This is a genomic window from Indolivaga capnocytophagoides (assembly GCF_036511535.1).
Classification (GTDB): Bacteria; Bacteroidota; Bacteroidia; order Bacteroidales; family Dysgonomonadaceae; genus Dysgonomonas_A; species Dysgonomonas_A capnocytophagoides.
Map to the genome: position 1 here is coordinate 4,297,421 of NZ_AP028867.1, position 15,377 is coordinate 4,312,797.

Consider the following 15,377-nt stretch of genomic DNA (forward strand, 5'->3'; position numbering starts at 1 on the left):
AAATATCATAAATAAAAAAATACCTAAAAAGCATAAGTTCTCTTTTTATATCTTGCTCTTGTATAATCCAGATATTAGATGCATTAGAGATTATTTCTATATTTAATATATACAACAAACTTAACAATATTACCAACAATTTTAAATTTTAATAAAATGAAAAATTACTTTCTAATCTTTACTGTGATTTTATCACTTTGTCTTTATGCATGTAGTAGTGAAACTGAAGGGAGCGAGCTTATCTCAACAGCCCAAAATTCCTCAGATGTTATAACATCTATAGATGAGATGCCTACGGATATTCAGAATCTTATAGCTAAAGCAGAGCCCTATATTTCTCCTGAAATGCAACAGATAATTAGCTCTCTTGATACTATAACTACCATTCTTCCTATAGAGGAGGTCTTTCCTTTTCTTTTTTCAGAAGAAATATCCACCCAAACATTATCAACAAGAGCATCATCGTCTTTGCCGACTACAACATTTACTGGATATTATAGTTATGAGACGATATTTAATCCCATAACAATAAAATTGACGGCTTATTCATCTTCGGCTCTTAGACAATCCCTCGTCTATGGTGATGAGACAACTCTTTTAGGAAGTGGTCCATATAGTGTTAAATTTTTTGCCGTTACCCTTTATGCTTATTTTCCATCAGGAATTTCTCAAATCATACCTATGCCAACATCAAGTGATTTTATCGGTATAAATCCAGATAAACTAACTTCATCGTCTAATATAAGTAATGATACATCTCTATCTCGCGGATTTGCCGTAAATACATTATCTGAAGGATTTCTATATAGTTTTACGACGTATGCCTTGGAGTTTACAGTTGATGGTACAGGTACAGCCCTTTACTTCCCTATTGTAAATCAGAATATGCTAAGTATTAGCAATTGGGGACGTAATCTTGAATGGACAGCCTTTACTATTTAATTTTAATGAGTGTTTTGTTTATAATAACTAAAGTATTTATATAATATAGCATGGTATTAACACCTAAAAGAATATTCATTTTTTTGATTTTATCCTTGGTTTTTCTAGGTTGTAAAGATGAAAATACTCCTATCGAAGAACCTGTTGAGATTCCCTATCTTGAAAAAATGTATCTTACAGTTGCAACAAAAGACAATGAATTTTCCGTGAAACTTCCCCTTTCAGGAACTATTAATTGCGAGGTAGACTGGAATGATGGCACTACGGAAACTGTTTCTGAAGCTTATCCTACACACACCTATACCAAAGCTGGTAAATATCTTATTACAATTGCAGGGACAGTTACAAGCATAAACTCCAGTGAACTTAACGCCTCTGAACTTCCATGTATCACAGGTGTGTATAATTGGGGGAAGACAGGATTGACTAATATGTATTCAGCATTTAAAGGATGTACGGAATTGACATATGTGTCAAATGATAATGGACAAGGATCATTTGCCGATGTTAAAGATTTTCGTGATGCTTTTCAAGGTTGCTTGAATCTGACAGAGGTTCCTTCCGGGTTATTTGATAATTGTACTCAAATTACATCATTTAATAATATTTTTTATGGATGTTCCGAGCTAACAAAAATTCCATCTGGATTATTTGATAGCTGTACTGATGTTACGGATTTTCAAGCAGCATTTAAAAACTGTAATAATCTGACAGAAATTCCATCTGGATTATTTGATAGCTGTACCAGAGTTGTTTCTTTTAAGGAAGTTTTTTATGGATGTTCCGAGCTAACAAAAATTCCATCTGGATTATTTGATAATTGTACTAATGTTATGGATCTTCAAGCAGCATTTAAAAATTGCAAAAACTTGGTAGAAATTCCCGAAAAGTTGTTTGATAAGTGTATATATGCAGAAGACTTCAGTATGGCATTTCAAAACTGTGAAAATTTAATAGAGATCCCCTTTGGATTATTCGATAATAGCAAGCAGATAAAGTCCCTTATACAGACATTTGCAGGCTGTGTAAATTTAGAAGGCGAATCTCCATATACAGTGATAGATGAAAGTAAGATACATCTATATGAGCGTAATGACGGTATAGGCGGATTTACTGAGCCTCAATATATATATTTTTGCTTTAGTGAATGCGTTAAATTATCAGACTATGCTAATATTCCGAATAGTTGGAAGTAAGCTTATTGTGATCTAAATAATTTATTATCCTAATATGTACTTTACAGATTAAGTCTTTAATCTGTAAAGTCTTTTATATTGTAAAATATTGGAATTATGAAAATGAAAATGTTCTCATTTTGGACTGTCTTATTTTGTTTCACCTCCTCTTTTTGGGGATGTGAGGATGATAAGACTCAAGAAAAAACAGATTTTACCTTAGATAATGTTTATTATTACGATTATTATGATACGTTTAAATATATACCTATTTCTACTGATGATACGATACACAGCAAGGTCGGTAGAACTTTAGCTATTGTTATAGAAGCGACGACTTCAGATGAGATTGAAATACAATCGACACAGAAGGATCTGGTTGAAATAGAAGAGATTGAAAGTGGTACACAATCTCGAGTTTTTCAGATCTATTTTAAGCAAACATCTCAGATGACAATAAGCATAATAAATTCCTCGTCTGAAAGATTTGTATCGTTCCATGTGGATGTTGCACCACGATCTATTATTTATAGTACTATTACTTCCGACCAAATAGCAGACTCTGCCCCCGTTTATACGGTTGCAGGTGCAGTTTCAGATTCTTTGAAATATCAAATTATTGAAGCATTAAAGACTAAATATTCTCTAAAAAAAGGAGAGCTAACTTACACTTCACTTACCGAAGGCGAATTTCAAGCTACAACTGGAGATGCTGAAAATAGTATAAGTGGAACTTTTACTAAAGAGATTCTTGATGAAGGATATAATTTCACTTTTCTTTTTAGTGATAATGTATATAATATATTCGTAAAAGAATCTGCTTCTAGTTTGAATGGGTACTATATAATACAAGATTTTACAGAGAAATACCAAATGAAATATCCTTCAGTGTCAATAACTAAAGTTGAAATTTCTCAATTTGTTCTAACGAGTTCTCAAAGATTGCTTACAAGTGAATGATTATATAATGGTTTCATGGGATGAAAGGTATAACTTTGCTTTTGTTCGTTATTTTAATGTGCCAAGAGGTTTTTAAGCATAAGTGCAATCTTTTATTATTCCCGGAATATTAAGAGCCTGTTTGTTTTTATCTGAGTCTATATTAGATGGATAGAATTATATCGGGATTGTGAAATTTAGTCTAGTATTGCTGTTTATCATTGTTTCCTATATGTTCTAAAATGGAACATGTGCTATTTTCATCTAGTTCATCCGATTTATATATATTATTTTGATGCTTTGTTATAGCTGGACGCTTTGTTGCATATTTCATTCTAAGCTAATTTCCGGAAATGAATTTACAGCTTTTTCTTTTAATGAATCGACCGCACGATTATATTTCTCGGTGTATTTCAATCCGCTATGCCCTAAAAGAGAAGCAACGGTTTTCATATCCGTTTGACATTCTCCTAATAAATTGACTGCAAAAGAGTGTCGTGGGCAATGCCAAGTGATGTGCTTATCTATTCCCGCACGCCCTACCCATGTTCTCAATGCTTTTAAACATCCTGTATGGCTTGGTAATTTAAATATATAATCATCCTTAGAGGGCTTTTCTCCAATCAGAGATAATAATGTTTGACTCAATGGCAAGATTACAATAGAATGCTTAGAATGACCTTTAGTTTTGGCTTGTTCGAACTTTATTCGTTTCCCAAAATAATCAACGTTATTGTATCTTAAATCTACTACATCACAATATCTTAAACCTGCATACAAACGGAAAAGGAATGCTCTTTTTATGTCTCCATTTTGATACGGAGTTTTGGCTAGTTGCTGTATCTATCCTAATGTTAGCATATCTTTAGTCAATGCACTATCATCTACAACACAAACAACCCTATTACGTGGGTTTGTAAGGAATATGTCTTTTTCTGCTGTATATTTTACGATTTTTTTTAACCGTTGAAAATATCCTCTCGCTCCTTCTCCCATAGATCGACTTTGTAAATATTCGACAAACTTAATCATCATATCTTTATCTGTCTGATCGGGGCGAATATTGACTTTTAATGCAAGGTAGTATTCATATAAGAAATCGTTGAATCGTTGGTAGCTTCCTTCCATCATGCGAATATCTTTCTTTTTATTAACTCAGCTTACTTGTTTCTATGTCTTGCAGAATTTCATCGGTTACAAGCACCAATTTATTCTGAATTTGTTCTGAAAGTTTATCTAAGTCATTAAAATTCGGGTCTGCAATTAAAGTTGTTTCTAATATCGAATATTGAGGTTTTGTCGTTCTGTTTTTATTCCACTTTGTTGATTTAAAGTATTCCCAATATTTTTCTTGAATTGCAATTGTTTGCCCTAACAACCAAACTTCAAACTGCATTTTTGTGTGGCTTAATACAAGTCCCATTCTCAATTTCCTTTTTTTTAAGAAGTCGTTTGAGTAATAAAAATAGGTGTAATCCATATAGCCCTGAAAGATATTGCCAAATGAATAATTTTCTGAAAGATTTTTTGACAACGCTGTTCCAAGTCTTGTTACATACTTAACAAGCCCAACATACGCTTCTTGAATATCACCTATTTCTAATTGATGTTTATATGCAGCAACATAATCATTTAATTTCTTATCCATAAATTGTCTGTTTAGTTTCAGTAAAGGTAATATTGCTGATTTAATCAAATGCAGAATTGTGAAATTTGATTAAAGTAAGGATATTATCCAATAATAATATTGGATTCTAGGTTAATGATAAGGCTTCCTCCATAGTTAAACTTTACCAAGACTTGGTTTTTATCTACCCATTCTTTCACTATTCCTTTATTGACTAATAAGTCTGAGTATTTCTTAGGAACTCTTGTTTTAGCGTCTTCAACAATAACAAACAACATATAGATACCCCACTCAAAACTGCGTATTCCATATTGCAGTCCATTAAATGAGGTGTGTTTAATAAAATTATTAATTATTTCACGTTTAATAGAACTTCCTATTTGAGGTGAATGTGGATTCCAATGATGATTACATATTTCACATTTTTCAGAAAAAGAAAGCGAGTCCCATTCTGAAAAAGTAATATCATCTGCTGATTTCATAATTCATCTTATTTGAGAATAAATTTGATTAAAGTAGGGTATAATGGAAGCCTGATTGTGAAATCTCTCAGGCTTTTTTTATTATGAATGCAAATTATGAGATTAGCTTCTCTTTAGCTTTTATGTATTCAGACCTAATTTTTTTACAATCTACTTTCTCTCTTTCAATACCTCATGCAGCAAAGAAATAGCTTCCTCTTTATCTTTTAGCATTCTTTCGTAAAGTTCAATTATTTTATCAACAGGATTAAAATTGTAGATAGATGCATTATCTTGCCACGTACCAGAGTAAATATTTATAGACGTTCCAACTTCTAATTCAGTAATAGCTTCTACCGGAATATCCAACGCCTTAGCAATCTTATCTAAAATATCCTGATCGAGTTTATCTTTCTTTTCATAACCGGATAGTGTAGCCTGCGACACACCTATCTGTTCAGCAAGTGTATCCTGATTTATATTTCGCCACTCTCTCCAACGACGGACATTAGCACCGTGATTGCTCTTCTTTGCGGTTGTATCTTCCATATCTTTCTATTCATAAATTTGTTTATCTGCAAAAATAAGGATTTAGGGTTAATAATAATTTATTCCGGTGATAATATTTTAATAATTAGAATATTGATAATATAAGTAGGATTATTGATTTATTATAAGTCTGATTGTTAGGAGTCAAAGGTTTTAGACTTTTTCTTTGCAGTTCAGATTTGAACAACAGAATTGAACACGAACGTTTATGGGAAACTTAGAAAAAAGCAGCCTTAACTTAGAACCGCTATATGAATTTTTTACAGATGAAATTCTACCCAAAGACTTTGCCCGTTTGCTGGATGAGTTTTTATATAATTATGTGATAATGCTTGTCCAATCGCACCGAGATGACCGGATTGGCATACATAAGGATACAACCGAATTTATTTATTATTTAAAATCGTTGCGTGACATTATTCCTCTGTGTGTAAAAGAGGAATAATCCGACAAATCTTGCCGACTACCTTTTCATTCACATATTTACTCGGGGGATTATTCCCTTTGGGATGTTTTCTATCAGGTTCAGTGAAATTTTTTGCTGAACCTGATTCTTTAGTTACTGAAAAATGAATGACTCTTTCATTTTTTTTTAATAGCTCATATTGCTCAAAGCTAGGCTAGTATTCTAGAGTAAAAGTTTTTGTTTGTCTTTTATGAAGTTTTTTTTAAAAGATACCGAACAAAAGACCGCTTTTCTGCGTTTCAATGATCAAATAGTTTTATTACGATCTTTAGAAGTAAATCGGGGGTCGGGTATTTCCGAAAATAGAATTATTACAGAAAACTTTCTGAATTATTCATTTTTTAGGATCATTTTTTAGAATAAAGAGTGGTATTATTCTAATATTATCAGTGTTAGTAAATAGAGTGAGTGTGTGTTCTCTTTTTGTGTTAGAGGTAGGAACGCAAAATGTCTGATCGGATTTATAAATGTCAGTAGGTTCAAACTTGCAGATCTCCACAAGATAAATATAAGTATCAGAAAATATTATAATTACGTATTTCAAAATTTTTGACTGATTATAGCTGTAAAGCTTTTCCGGTTGAAGAGTTGGTACAAAACCTTAATTGAAGTATTGCTCAAAGTGTATTTAATTGTTGTTTTATTGGTTGTCTCTCTCAGAAAAAGATATCACTTATATAAAAATATAACATTTTAGGTAATCGTATGAAAATCGCAATTGTTGGTACAGGGTATGTAGGTTTAGTAACAGGAACCTGCTTTTCGGAAATGGGTACAGAGGTTCATTGTATCGATATTAACGAAGAAAAAATAGACAAACTAAAGCAGGGAATTATACCTATTTATGAGCCGGGTTTAGAGGAAATGGTTCTGAGGAATCATCAAGCCGGTCGTTTAAATTTCTCGACTAATTTACCTGAAATTCTCAATGACGTTGAAGTCGTTTTTTCAGCAGTAGGTACACCTCCGGATGAGGATGGCAGTGCCGATTTGACATATGTATTGGAGGTTGCCCGTGCTATCGGCCGCAATATGAATAAATATATTCTGGTTGTCACCAAAAGTACAGTTCCCGTAGGGACAGCCCTGCTAGTCAAAGCCGCTATACAAGACGAACTTGATAAACGTGGTGTACAAATTCCATTTGATGTTGCATCCAATCCCGAATTTTTGAAAGAAGGTGCAGCCATCGACGATTTTATGCATCCCGACAGGGTTGTTGTCGGTGTTGAATCGGAAACAGCAAAACAATTGATGGATAAACTGTACAAACCATTTATACTGAATAATTATCGAATAATCTTCACCGATATCCCATCTGCCGAAATGATTAAATATGCAGCCAATGCCATGCTCGCGACCCGTATCAGCTTTATGAACGATATTGCGAATCTGTGCGAAATTGTTGGAGCAGATCCTACTATGGTTCGTAAAGGTATTGGTTCTGATGCTCGTATTGGTACAAAATTCTTATATCCGGGTTGTGGATACGGAGGCTCGTGTTTTCCGAAAGACGTGAAAGCCCTGATTAAAACCGCCGAGCTGAAAGGATATTCCATGCACGTACTGAAGGCTGTGGAAGATGTAAATGAATACCAGAAGAACCGTTTATTTGAGAAGATATCAGCATATTTTGGAGGTAACCTCAAGGGTAAGACTGTTGCTGTTTGGGGACTTGCCTTTAAGCCGAAAACCGATGATATGAGAGAAGCTCCGGCTCTGGAACTGATAAACTCTTTATTAGCGGCAGGTGCTCAAGTAAGGGTGTATGATCCGGTAGCTATGCACGAAGCAAAGCGCATAGTCGGAGATAAAGTCTTTTACGCAAAAGATGCCTATGATACAGCAATAGAAGCCGATGCGCTGGCTCTCGTTACCGAATGGAACGAATTCAGGATGCCATCGTGGTCGGCATTGAAAAGGCTGTTGAAAACTCCGGTTGTATTTGATGGCCGTAACCTTTATAACAAAACAGAATTACAAGACGCAGGCTTTGACTATTTCTTCATTGGTGGAGGGACACGACATCTGGAGATTTGAGACAAGTAATCGTAATAACTCACATAAGTTATGTTTAATCAATTAATTATCACACTATGAGAATAAATGTCCACGCGAATTTCGCGATTTTGATCGTGGTGTTACTTCTATCTTCTTGTACAGCGTATAAAAAGATTCCTTACGTAAAGGATGCGGACACGCTCGATGCCCAGTCTTTAGCAAATGCGGCATCTAATTATGAGGCTAAAGTTATGCCTAATGATATCCTTTTGATAACAGTAAATACACCTACGCCCGAAGCCTCAAAGGATTTTAATCTGCCGTTGATTCCGCAAACCGGAAACTCGGTGCTACCTACTAACGTAACTTCGACCAGTGAAGTTCAGGGAACGCTTCAAAATTACATTGTCGATAATCAAGGCTATATTGATTTTCCGATACTCGGAAAGTTGAAAGTCGGAGGATTGACCAAACCTCAGGCCGAGCTACTGATACACAATTCGATCTATCCGGCTTACACAAAGGAAAATCCGATAGTGACACTTCGTTTCCTAAACTATAAGGTTTCGGTGTTGGGAGAGGTTAATCGTCCGGGGACATATACTTCCGTTTTGCCGAAGATGACTATTTTCGAGGCATTGGCATCTGCAGGAGACATGACGATATATGGGAAGCGGGATGCTGTAAAATTGATCCGGACAGATGAAAACGGACAAAAAGAGATTTTCGTGGTAAATATGCAGGACAAAAATCTTCTGCTGAATAACAATTTGTATAATCTGCAACAGAATGATGTTCTTTATGTAGAACCGAACAAATCGAAAGGGAATAACTCTCAGTTTGGTACATTCGAAAGTATGACTCTTACCGGAGTTTCGCTATTGATATCCATCATATCTATTGTTACCCGTTAATCTATTTATAATATCTACTAACTTGAATTCAGCTTTATGAGCAATAACTTATTTGATCAAACTGATAAACATGATACTTCGGAAGATAAGAGGGAGGACTTTGACTTTGGTGAACTTTTCTTTTCTTATTTTCAATATTGGCGTTGGTTTATAGCCTCTATCATATTATTTGTCGCGATCGGAGGTTTAGTTTACCTTAGTATCAGTAAAAAATATGAAGTATCTACCTCTATTTTATTAAAGGAGGATAAAGGTGGTGCGGGTTCTACTCAAAGTGCTTTAAATGGACTGGAGAGTTTGGGTTTAATAACTACAACAAATAACGTAGACAATGAAGTTGCAGTGTTTTCGTCTCCAAATCTGATCCGTCAGGTTGTTGATACACTAAAACTTTATACAAACTACTTCCAAAAAGGTACGTTTCGTAATACGGATGTCTATACTTCAAGCCCTTATGAGGTGACATTGGATGGCATTACCTCAAATAAACTAAAAGGAGGTATTGAGTTAAATGTGTCTTATCAATCGAAAGATAAAGTAAAGATATCGGGAGTTTATACTTACGAATCAGAAGATCACAGCATCGAATCAGGAGAATATAAACTTCCTTGTGCAATTAATTTACCAACCGGAAAGGGGCGGATTATTGTTGATTTCCGTAAGGAATCGCCCGAAACGACTTTGGCTAGTCTTGACGACTCATATATTATTACGATAGGAGATATTCAGGGTACAGTCAATAATATTGCATCTGTATTGAGTGTATCAGCAACCAGTAAAAATTCGTCTGTATTAGATATTAGCATGAAACTGGGCAATCCACGGAAAGGTGTTGATTTTCTTACTCAGCTAGCATCTATCTATAATAGTAACAATGTATATGAAAGCAATGAAATCGCTCGAAATACAGCTCATTTTATAAATGAACGTTTGATTGATATATCTTCAGAACTTAAGAATATTGAGGAAAAGGTTGTATCTTATAAACAGAAAAAGGGTTTGACAGATATTGATACCGAAGCTAAAGTTTATATTGGACAGGCTGCCGATATAGAATCAAAGCGAGTAGAGGCAGAAACTCAGACGAAACTGGTGCAGATGGTTGATAATTATATCAACAACGATGCGAATAAGAATAAGTTGATTCCGAATATCAGTATCAATGATCCCGGTTTGTCTTTGGTAATATCCGATTATAATAATCAGCTATTGGCATATGAGCGTCTCGAACGCAGTACCGGAGAGAACAATCCTACAAGAGTCAGGATGGAAGCTACTCTTAAAAATATGAGACAGAATATCCAGTCTGCAGTGTTGAATGTGAAAAAGGCAATAGCGATAAATAATAAAGACCTGGCGAGCCAATCCGGCTTATTGGCATCACGTAAAAGTTCGATGCCTGATCAGGAATATGGTTTGGCTGAAATTCTGAGACAACAGCAGGTTATACAAGCTATTTATATTTATCTGATGCAGACTCGCGAAGAGTCAAATATTACTTTGGCTGCAACATCGGATAAAGCACAGGTCATAACAGATCCTGTTGCACCGAATCTTCCTGTATCACCCCGAAGAAATCTTATTTTGGCTGTATTCTTGTTCCTTGGATTTGCAGTTCCTGTAATTGTGATCTATTTGAAGAATCTACTGAATACAACTATTTCTAACCGTCAGGAGCTGGAGCACCTGGCCGATCCTTCTGTGATTGGAGAAATCATGCGCAAAGAAGAACCGGAAAATCTAGTAGTCAAATACGACTCAACATCTCCTATTGTTGAGCTCTTCCGTACTTTGCGGAACAACTTGCAATTTATCTTAGCAGATGCAGAGAAGAAGGTGATCATAGTTACTTCTACTATACCGAATGAAGGAAAATCTTTTGTTTCTATAAATCTGGCAGCATCTTTTGCCCTATCTGAAAAGAGAGTTCTCTTGTTAGGGCTTGATATCCGTAATCCTCAATTAGCAATGGATATGGACTTTAAAAAAGGAAAAGGAGTAACATCAGTCCTTGCCGGAGATGAGAAATGGGAAGATTTGCTGACAAAAGTACCGGGATACCCTAATCTTGATATCCTGCAGGCAGGAGTAATTCCCCCTAATCCGAATGAATTGCTTATGCGTAAGGAACTTGGAGATATGATCGGCGAGATCCGCCAGAAATACGATTATATCATTATTGATACAGCACCTGTAGGAGTAGTCTCGGATACTTTCCTTATCGCTAAACATGTGGATGCTTCGGTTTATGTAACACGTGAGAATGCAACTCCAAAATCGGCAGTTACTTATATCAATAGTTTATATAAAGAAAAACGTCTGCCTAATCATTATCTCGTAATCAATGATGTAGATGTTATCAAAAATAGTAAGAAATACGGATACCGTTATCGGTATGGGTATGGTTACAGCTACGGATATGGATATGGTCCGAACCACTCTAAAAAGAAGAAAAAGTAAAAAGAATTAAATAAAAGAGCTCATCGATTGATGAGCTCTTTTATTTAATGGACTTGGATAAGATATAATGAAGTATTATTTAATTGGGTGTTTATTTTATAGTTCTGTATATCTTCGTATTTAAGATTCGAAGTATAAATTAAATTTGGTTTTTCTAGTGGAGATTCGGATGTATCGGGAATTTCAAAAAGGCTCAAAACAAGTTTACTCTTATTCTTAAGTTTCAGGTTATTTATATTTTTTATCCGGAGATTGCATATCAGTTGGTTATTGTTTGAAGTATTTACCAGTAAGACACTTAAGGTGTCCTGTTCATTGTTTAAGCTGCATATCGAAGCTATTAGATTGTTATCTGTAACGCTTTTGAGGCGAAATTTCAGGCTTTTTGCATATAATTGATATGCCCACCATACGGATCGGGTTTGTCCATCTTCTGTAAATAGGCCATCCAATGAATTATTAAAACAATTATTGATTCCTTTCGAGTTATTCCAGCATGCTTTGCAGCTGCCTTCGATATCGTTCTCTTCTAGTGTTTTGAAAAATAAGATTGGAGCTGTAGGTGAATATTGTTGAGCTTCCCCTATTATTTCAGGTAATATTATACTTTTTATCCCAACATTGGGATATTGGGATATGATTTTTTTGACAGAAGCTATTTCTCTGTTAAATTTATCAATTGAGGCCGAGTTATTTATAGTAGCCATATAATGCCAGTTGAGGTAGTCGAGGCGTATATTGTTGTCGCCGCAAAATTTAATAAAACGGGACAAATAGTCTTTATTAAGGCCGGCTATAGAAGGGCCAGTTATTGAAGCTGACTGTCCATTTGGCAGAGATCGTATAAGGTTATGTACTTTTTTAAACAGGATAAAAAATGATGTGTCCGATTCTTGCCAATAGTTACGATGATCCGGTTCGTTCCATACATCGTATATTACTCTGTTTCCCTGCTCCAAATATAACTTTTTGACTAAATCCAAGAAAGGTTGTGCGTTATCGGATGGATCTACCCATCCTTTTATATTCATTCTTTTATACTTATATGGGCTGCTCAATATGAGTATGGGTTTTATCCCACGAGAAATAAAGCTGTCAATGACTTTATTCCGTTGTTCTGTTGTCTTAATCCAATCGCCGCCAATCCTCCAGTAAGCAGGCTCTAAATCATTCGAGATATCTTCTAGCTTATCGTTATTGAACGTATGAAGAAAACCACTCATTGACCTTTGGGTATAGGTATTGTTGTTCAGATCAATGTATACAGTGTTGGTATTAAAAACATTGCTGTAAGTCAGTCCGTTGTAAAGGAAGAACATTGCTAATACAAGAAACACTGAGATTTTATACTTATGTGTAATGAGTAATTTTTTCATATCGAAAATATTTTAAGAATTTATCTGGATTCGATATAGCTCTTAAAGTCTTTATAGAATTTCTCCCTGATAGGAGCTAAGGACGTTTTAGTGTATTCCTGAGCTTTTACATAATTATGCTTGGCATTGGCTTTGAGCTTATCTTTCCGTATCTTCTTGAGGTATGAATAAATAGAATTCCATGAGCTTCTTTTGAATATATCCTCCGGCTGTAATAACTCAGGGATACCTCCAACGTCAGACCCTGCACATGGGCATGCCCTGCTCATAGCTTCAACCAGAGCTCTGGGAAGTCCTTCTTGTTCGCTCGGTTGTATGTATAGGTCTAGCTTGGCAAACCAATCAAAAACGTCTTTGTGGGGAACTAGTCCATCCCAGATGATGAGATCTTCTATGTCTAACTTTTTGGCAACAGAATGTAAATAGGATGCATCACCACCTCCGGCTAGTCTGTACTTAATCTTTTTGCCATCGCTCTTCAATTTTGCTATTGCTTCCATCACATATTGCTGTCCCTTAAACTTTGTATTGAGAGACGCTAATGTACCGAGAATAAATTCGTCGTTTTCTGCTTTTTTATCGATGCTTTCTAATCTGGATTCCAAGATATTATCTTTGTTATCGATCAACTCTACATCAGAGCAGCCTATATTAATGCCATTAGTAGGATAACGTCGTTGCAGAAATTGCTGAGTAACATAAAGAACGTAGTCTGCGGATTTGGCAGATTTACGGGTTTTAAACCACATAACAGGAGCAATGACCTTTCCTTTTAGGCTATGATTCCAAAGCGAATCCCAAGGACAGGTTACAATTTCGGCAAGAACAGGCTTTTTTAATTGTTTAGCACATTTAAAAACTTCTTCGCCAATAATACTGGGTAATCTGACAATAACTCCATCACTTTTTTCAACGGTTTCTCTTATTTTTTGTTTGTCTTTTCCCGATATAACAAGAGATGATGAGTGAACTGCATTTACGCTTACTGAAGGGTTTTCGATACGAGACAGATTTTTTTCATCTGGCTTTATTGAGATTGCCCTGCATATAATAGTCAGGTCTCCATATATGGAGGTGTATCTTTGGGTAATGTTATCCGCTAATCCTCCTTGTGTGAAGAAAATACCATTATCATACCTTAGTTTATGATCATGAGCAAATATAATCATAATGAGTTTTTTATCTTGGTGATTAAGTTCAATCTGGAATCGTTTGCTTTTGCTATGAAGACCTCTATTTTTTGTATAACATGCTCTTCATTGGCTAGTACATTCGAAAACTTAGTTTTCAAGTTCTCACAAGTTACATCATCTATGGATATACTGTAATCAAGTAATCCGATGTCATTCATAATACCTTGGGCTTTATTTCCTGTATAACGTATAGCCAGTCCCGGCTTTTTATTTGCGAAAGAAAATATAACAGAGTGAAAACGAGTTCCTACTATGTAGTCGCAGGCATTATATACCGACTTTAGTTCATGGCAGTTGAGGCTTCTATCCGAGAAGTAGAAGTAATGCTCTGGATTACACATCTCAGTTACTTCTTTTATACATACTGCATCGTTTTCGTTTGTGTTGATGGCTAAAGTATGGTCTATCGGCATTGGCATGAATCCTTCAGCATGTAGCCATTCGATAAACTTAGCCATTTCCGACTTAAATTTAAGGTAATCCTCTTTAGGAGTCTGAGATTTAGGAAAACGATGAGGACGCATAGTTAAGGCGACTAACTTTCTTCCTTGAGGTATATTATACTTTTCGTAAATTTCAGCTTTTGTAAGAGATGAATTCTTCAAGTAGAAAGCAAGATCGGCAGCATAAGGTAATTCAATGCCCAGCTCTTTTCTGACCATTTCCTGTGAGAAAGTTTCTCTGACTGCGACAAATTCACATTTCTTGATTGCTTTTTTTACTATCCATTTGATGCCCGGACCTTCAAGCGGTCCAATAGAATTAGGCATGAAATATATTTTTTTCTTCAAACTGGCAGCATAGAATATATGATATAGAGAGAAATAAGCATAATATAAAGATGTTAAACCTCCATAATAGTGTACGAAACCTCCGCCTTTTACAAAAACGGCATCAGATTCGCTAAATACATTTAATGCGACTTTTTTTTCTTTTGATTGAAGCGGTAACAGAATTTTTCGAAGCAATCCGTTCAGCATTAGTAGACTAACTATAAGGTCGAAAAAGGCTACAAAACCCCATTTTAACTTCAAGGAAAAACTATATGTAATATTATCATTTTTCTTGAAAAAACGAGAAGGATGCTTTAATAGCATTGATATTGGATTTAATCCATGTTTAATACTCTGTTCAACAGGTTCATTGTCTTCTGCTGTAACGTAATATTCACCTATACAGCCGGCATCTTCTGCTAAACGTTTCGTTTCCCACACCAGAGCTTGATCACCCCTGTTTAAATCTGAACAATTGGGTATAATTAAAAACTTTTTCAT

At 35.1% G+C, this 15,377-nt stretch carries 15 protein-coding genes and 1 pseudogene; 7 read left to right on the plus strand and 9 right to left on the minus strand.

Features of this window, described 5'->3' with window-relative positions; all coding sequences use genetic code 11:
• Window positions 1-156 precede the first annotated feature (156 nt).
• From AABJ51_RS17310 to AABJ51_RS17320, 3 genes are all read left to right on the plus strand, one after another.
• Complete coding sequence (locus AABJ51_RS17310) at window positions 157-942, plus strand: hypothetical protein (protein ID WP_338373582.1); 786 nt, start codon at window positions 157-159, stop codon at window positions 940-942.
• 50 nt (window positions 943-992) lie between these two features.
• A complete protein-coding gene (locus AABJ51_RS17315; protein ID WP_338373583.1) occupies window positions 993-2,138 on the plus strand; it encodes a BspA family leucine-rich repeat surface protein in 1,146 nt (381 codons plus the stop codon).
• 96 nt (window positions 2,139-2,234) lie between these two features.
• Complete coding sequence (locus tag AABJ51_RS17320) at window positions 2,235-3,077, plus strand: hypothetical protein (RefSeq protein ID WP_338373584.1); 843 nt, start codon at window positions 2,235-2,237, stop codon at window positions 3,075-3,077.
• 184 nt (window positions 3,078-3,261) lie between these two features.
• Here the strand turns inward: AABJ51_RS17320 and AABJ51_RS17325 are convergent.
• The 6 genes and pseudogenes from AABJ51_RS17325 to AABJ51_RS17350 all read right to left on the minus strand — a co-directional run.
• Window positions 3,262-3,384 (minus strand): annotated as a pseudogene (locus AABJ51_RS17325) (cytochrome C biogenesis protein CycH); the annotation flags it as partial.
• A 2-nt stretch (window positions 3,385-3,386) separates the two neighbouring features.
• Window positions 3,387-3,899: a site-specific integrase gene (locus AABJ51_RS17330; RefSeq protein ID WP_338376034.1), complete on the minus strand. Its 513-nt coding sequence runs from the start codon at window positions 3,897-3,899 to the stop codon at window positions 3,387-3,389.
• Window positions 3,900-4,187: a phage integrase SAM-like domain-containing protein gene (locus AABJ51_RS17335; RefSeq protein ID WP_491844611.1), complete on the minus strand. Its 288-nt coding sequence runs from the start codon at window positions 4,185-4,187 to the stop codon at window positions 3,900-3,902. It abuts the gene before it with no gap.
• 19 nt (window positions 4,188-4,206) lie between these two features.
• Window positions 4,207-4,704, minus strand: a complete 498-nt coding sequence (locus tag AABJ51_RS17340; protein ID WP_338373585.1) for a DUF7000 family protein — start codon at window positions 4,702-4,704, stop codon at window positions 4,207-4,209.
• Between the two features lie 83 nt (window positions 4,705-4,787).
• Window positions 4,788-5,165 (minus strand): hypothetical protein, encoded by a 378-nt coding sequence (locus tag AABJ51_RS17345; protein WP_338373586.1) that lies wholly within the window; start codon window positions 5,163-5,165, stop codon window positions 4,788-4,790.
• Between the two features lie 150 nt (window positions 5,166-5,315).
• Entirely contained in the window at window positions 5,316-5,693 is a 378-nt protein-coding gene (locus AABJ51_RS17350; RefSeq protein WP_026627204.1) for a helix-turn-helix domain-containing protein, read from the minus strand.
• A gap of 208 nt (window positions 5,694-5,901) precedes the next feature.
• Here AABJ51_RS17350 and AABJ51_RS17355 point away from each other — a divergent pair, with 208 nt between their 5' ends.
• The 4 genes from AABJ51_RS17355 to AABJ51_RS17370 all read left to right on the plus strand — a co-directional run bounded on the left by AABJ51_RS17355 (window position 5,902) and on the right by AABJ51_RS17370 (window position 11,534).
• A complete protein-coding gene (locus tag AABJ51_RS17355; RefSeq protein WP_288210141.1) occupies window positions 5,902-6,138 on the plus strand; it encodes a hypothetical protein in 237 nt (78 codons plus the stop codon).
• A gap of 726 nt (window positions 6,139-6,864) precedes the next feature.
• On the plus strand, window positions 6,865-8,199 hold the full coding sequence (locus AABJ51_RS17360) for a UDP-glucose dehydrogenase family protein (RefSeq protein ID WP_338373587.1): 1,335 nt from the start codon (window positions 6,865-6,867) through the stop codon (window positions 8,197-8,199).
• A gap of 56 nt (window positions 8,200-8,255) precedes the next feature.
• On the plus strand, window positions 8,256-9,074 hold the full coding sequence (locus tag AABJ51_RS17365) for a polysaccharide biosynthesis/export family protein (RefSeq protein WP_051290783.1): 819 nt from the start codon (window positions 8,256-8,258) through the stop codon (window positions 9,072-9,074).
• 36 nt (window positions 9,075-9,110) lie between these two features.
• Window positions 9,111-11,534, plus strand: a complete 2,424-nt coding sequence (locus AABJ51_RS17370) for a GumC family protein (RefSeq protein ID WP_338373588.1) — start codon at window positions 9,111-9,113, stop codon at window positions 11,532-11,534.
• Window positions 11,535-11,578: 44 nt separating this feature from the next.
• Here AABJ51_RS17370 and AABJ51_RS17375 read toward each other — a convergent pair whose 3' ends face one another.
• The 3 genes from AABJ51_RS17375 to AABJ51_RS17385 are packed head-to-tail and all read right to left on the minus strand — an operon-like array spanning window position 11,579 to window position 15,377.
• The gene (locus AABJ51_RS17375) at window positions 11,579-12,910 is read right to left on the minus strand and encodes a GH39 family glycosyl hydrolase (RefSeq protein WP_338373589.1); all 1,332 of its coding nucleotides are present in this window, start codon (window positions 12,908-12,910) and stop codon (window positions 11,579-11,581) included.
• A 20-nt stretch (window positions 12,911-12,930) separates the two neighbouring features.
• Window positions 12,931-14,079, minus strand: coding sequence for a glycosyltransferase family 4 protein (locus AABJ51_RS17380; RefSeq protein WP_321577309.1), 1,149 nt, complete (start codon window positions 14,077-14,079; stop codon window positions 12,931-12,933).
• Complete coding sequence (locus AABJ51_RS17385; protein ID WP_338373590.1) at window positions 14,076-15,377, minus strand: polysaccharide pyruvyl transferase family protein; 1,302 nt, start codon at window positions 15,375-15,377, stop codon at window positions 14,076-14,078. Before AABJ51_RS17385 ends, AABJ51_RS17380 begins: the two co-directional genes overlap by 4 nt.

Coding starts and splice junctions, on each gene's coding strand:
- AABJ51_RS17370 (WP_338373588.1), top strand. CDS start 9,111: ATGAGCAATAACTTATTTGATCAAACTGATAAACATGATACTTCGGAA.
- AABJ51_RS17340 (WP_338373585.1), bottom strand. CDS start 4,704: ATGGATAAGAAATTAAATGATTATGTTGCTGCATATAAACATCAATTA.
- AABJ51_RS17375 (WP_338373589.1), bottom strand. CDS start 12,910: ATGAAAAAATTACTCATTACACATAAGTATAAAATCTCAGTGTTTCTT.
- AABJ51_RS17365 (WP_051290783.1), top strand. CDS start 8,256: ATGAGAATAAATGTCCACGCGAATTTCGCGATTTTGATCGTGGTGTTA.
- AABJ51_RS17315 (WP_338373583.1), top strand. CDS start 993: ATGGTATTAACACCTAAAAGAATATTCATTTTTTTGATTTTATCCTTG.
- AABJ51_RS17380 (WP_321577309.1), bottom strand. CDS start 14,079: ATGATTATATTTGCTCATGATCATAAACTAAGGTATGATAATGGTATT.
- AABJ51_RS17320 (WP_338373584.1), top strand. CDS start 2,235: ATGAAAATGAAAATGTTCTCATTTTGGACTGTCTTATTTTGTTTCACC.
- AABJ51_RS17350 (WP_026627204.1), bottom strand. CDS start 5,693: ATGGAAGATACAACCGCAAAGAAGAGCAATCACGGTGCTAATGTCCGT.
- AABJ51_RS17310 (WP_338373582.1), top strand. CDS start 157: ATGAAAAATTACTTTCTAATCTTTACTGTGATTTTATCACTTTGTCTT.
- AABJ51_RS17385 (WP_338373590.1), bottom strand. CDS start 15,377: ATGAAAAAGTTTTTAATTATACCCAATTGTTCAGATTTAAACAGGGGT.
- AABJ51_RS17355 (WP_288210141.1), top strand. CDS start 5,902: ATGGGAAACTTAGAAAAAAGCAGCCTTAACTTAGAACCGCTATATGAA.
- AABJ51_RS17335 (WP_491844611.1), bottom strand. CDS start 4,187: ATGATGGAAGGAAGCTACCAACGATTCAACGATTTCTTATATGAATAC.
- AABJ51_RS17345 (WP_338373586.1), bottom strand. CDS start 5,165: ATGAAATCAGCAGATGATATTACTTTTTCAGAATGGGACTCGCTTTCT.
- AABJ51_RS17360 (WP_338373587.1), top strand. CDS start 6,865: ATGAAAATCGCAATTGTTGGTACAGGGTATGTAGGTTTAGTAACAGGA.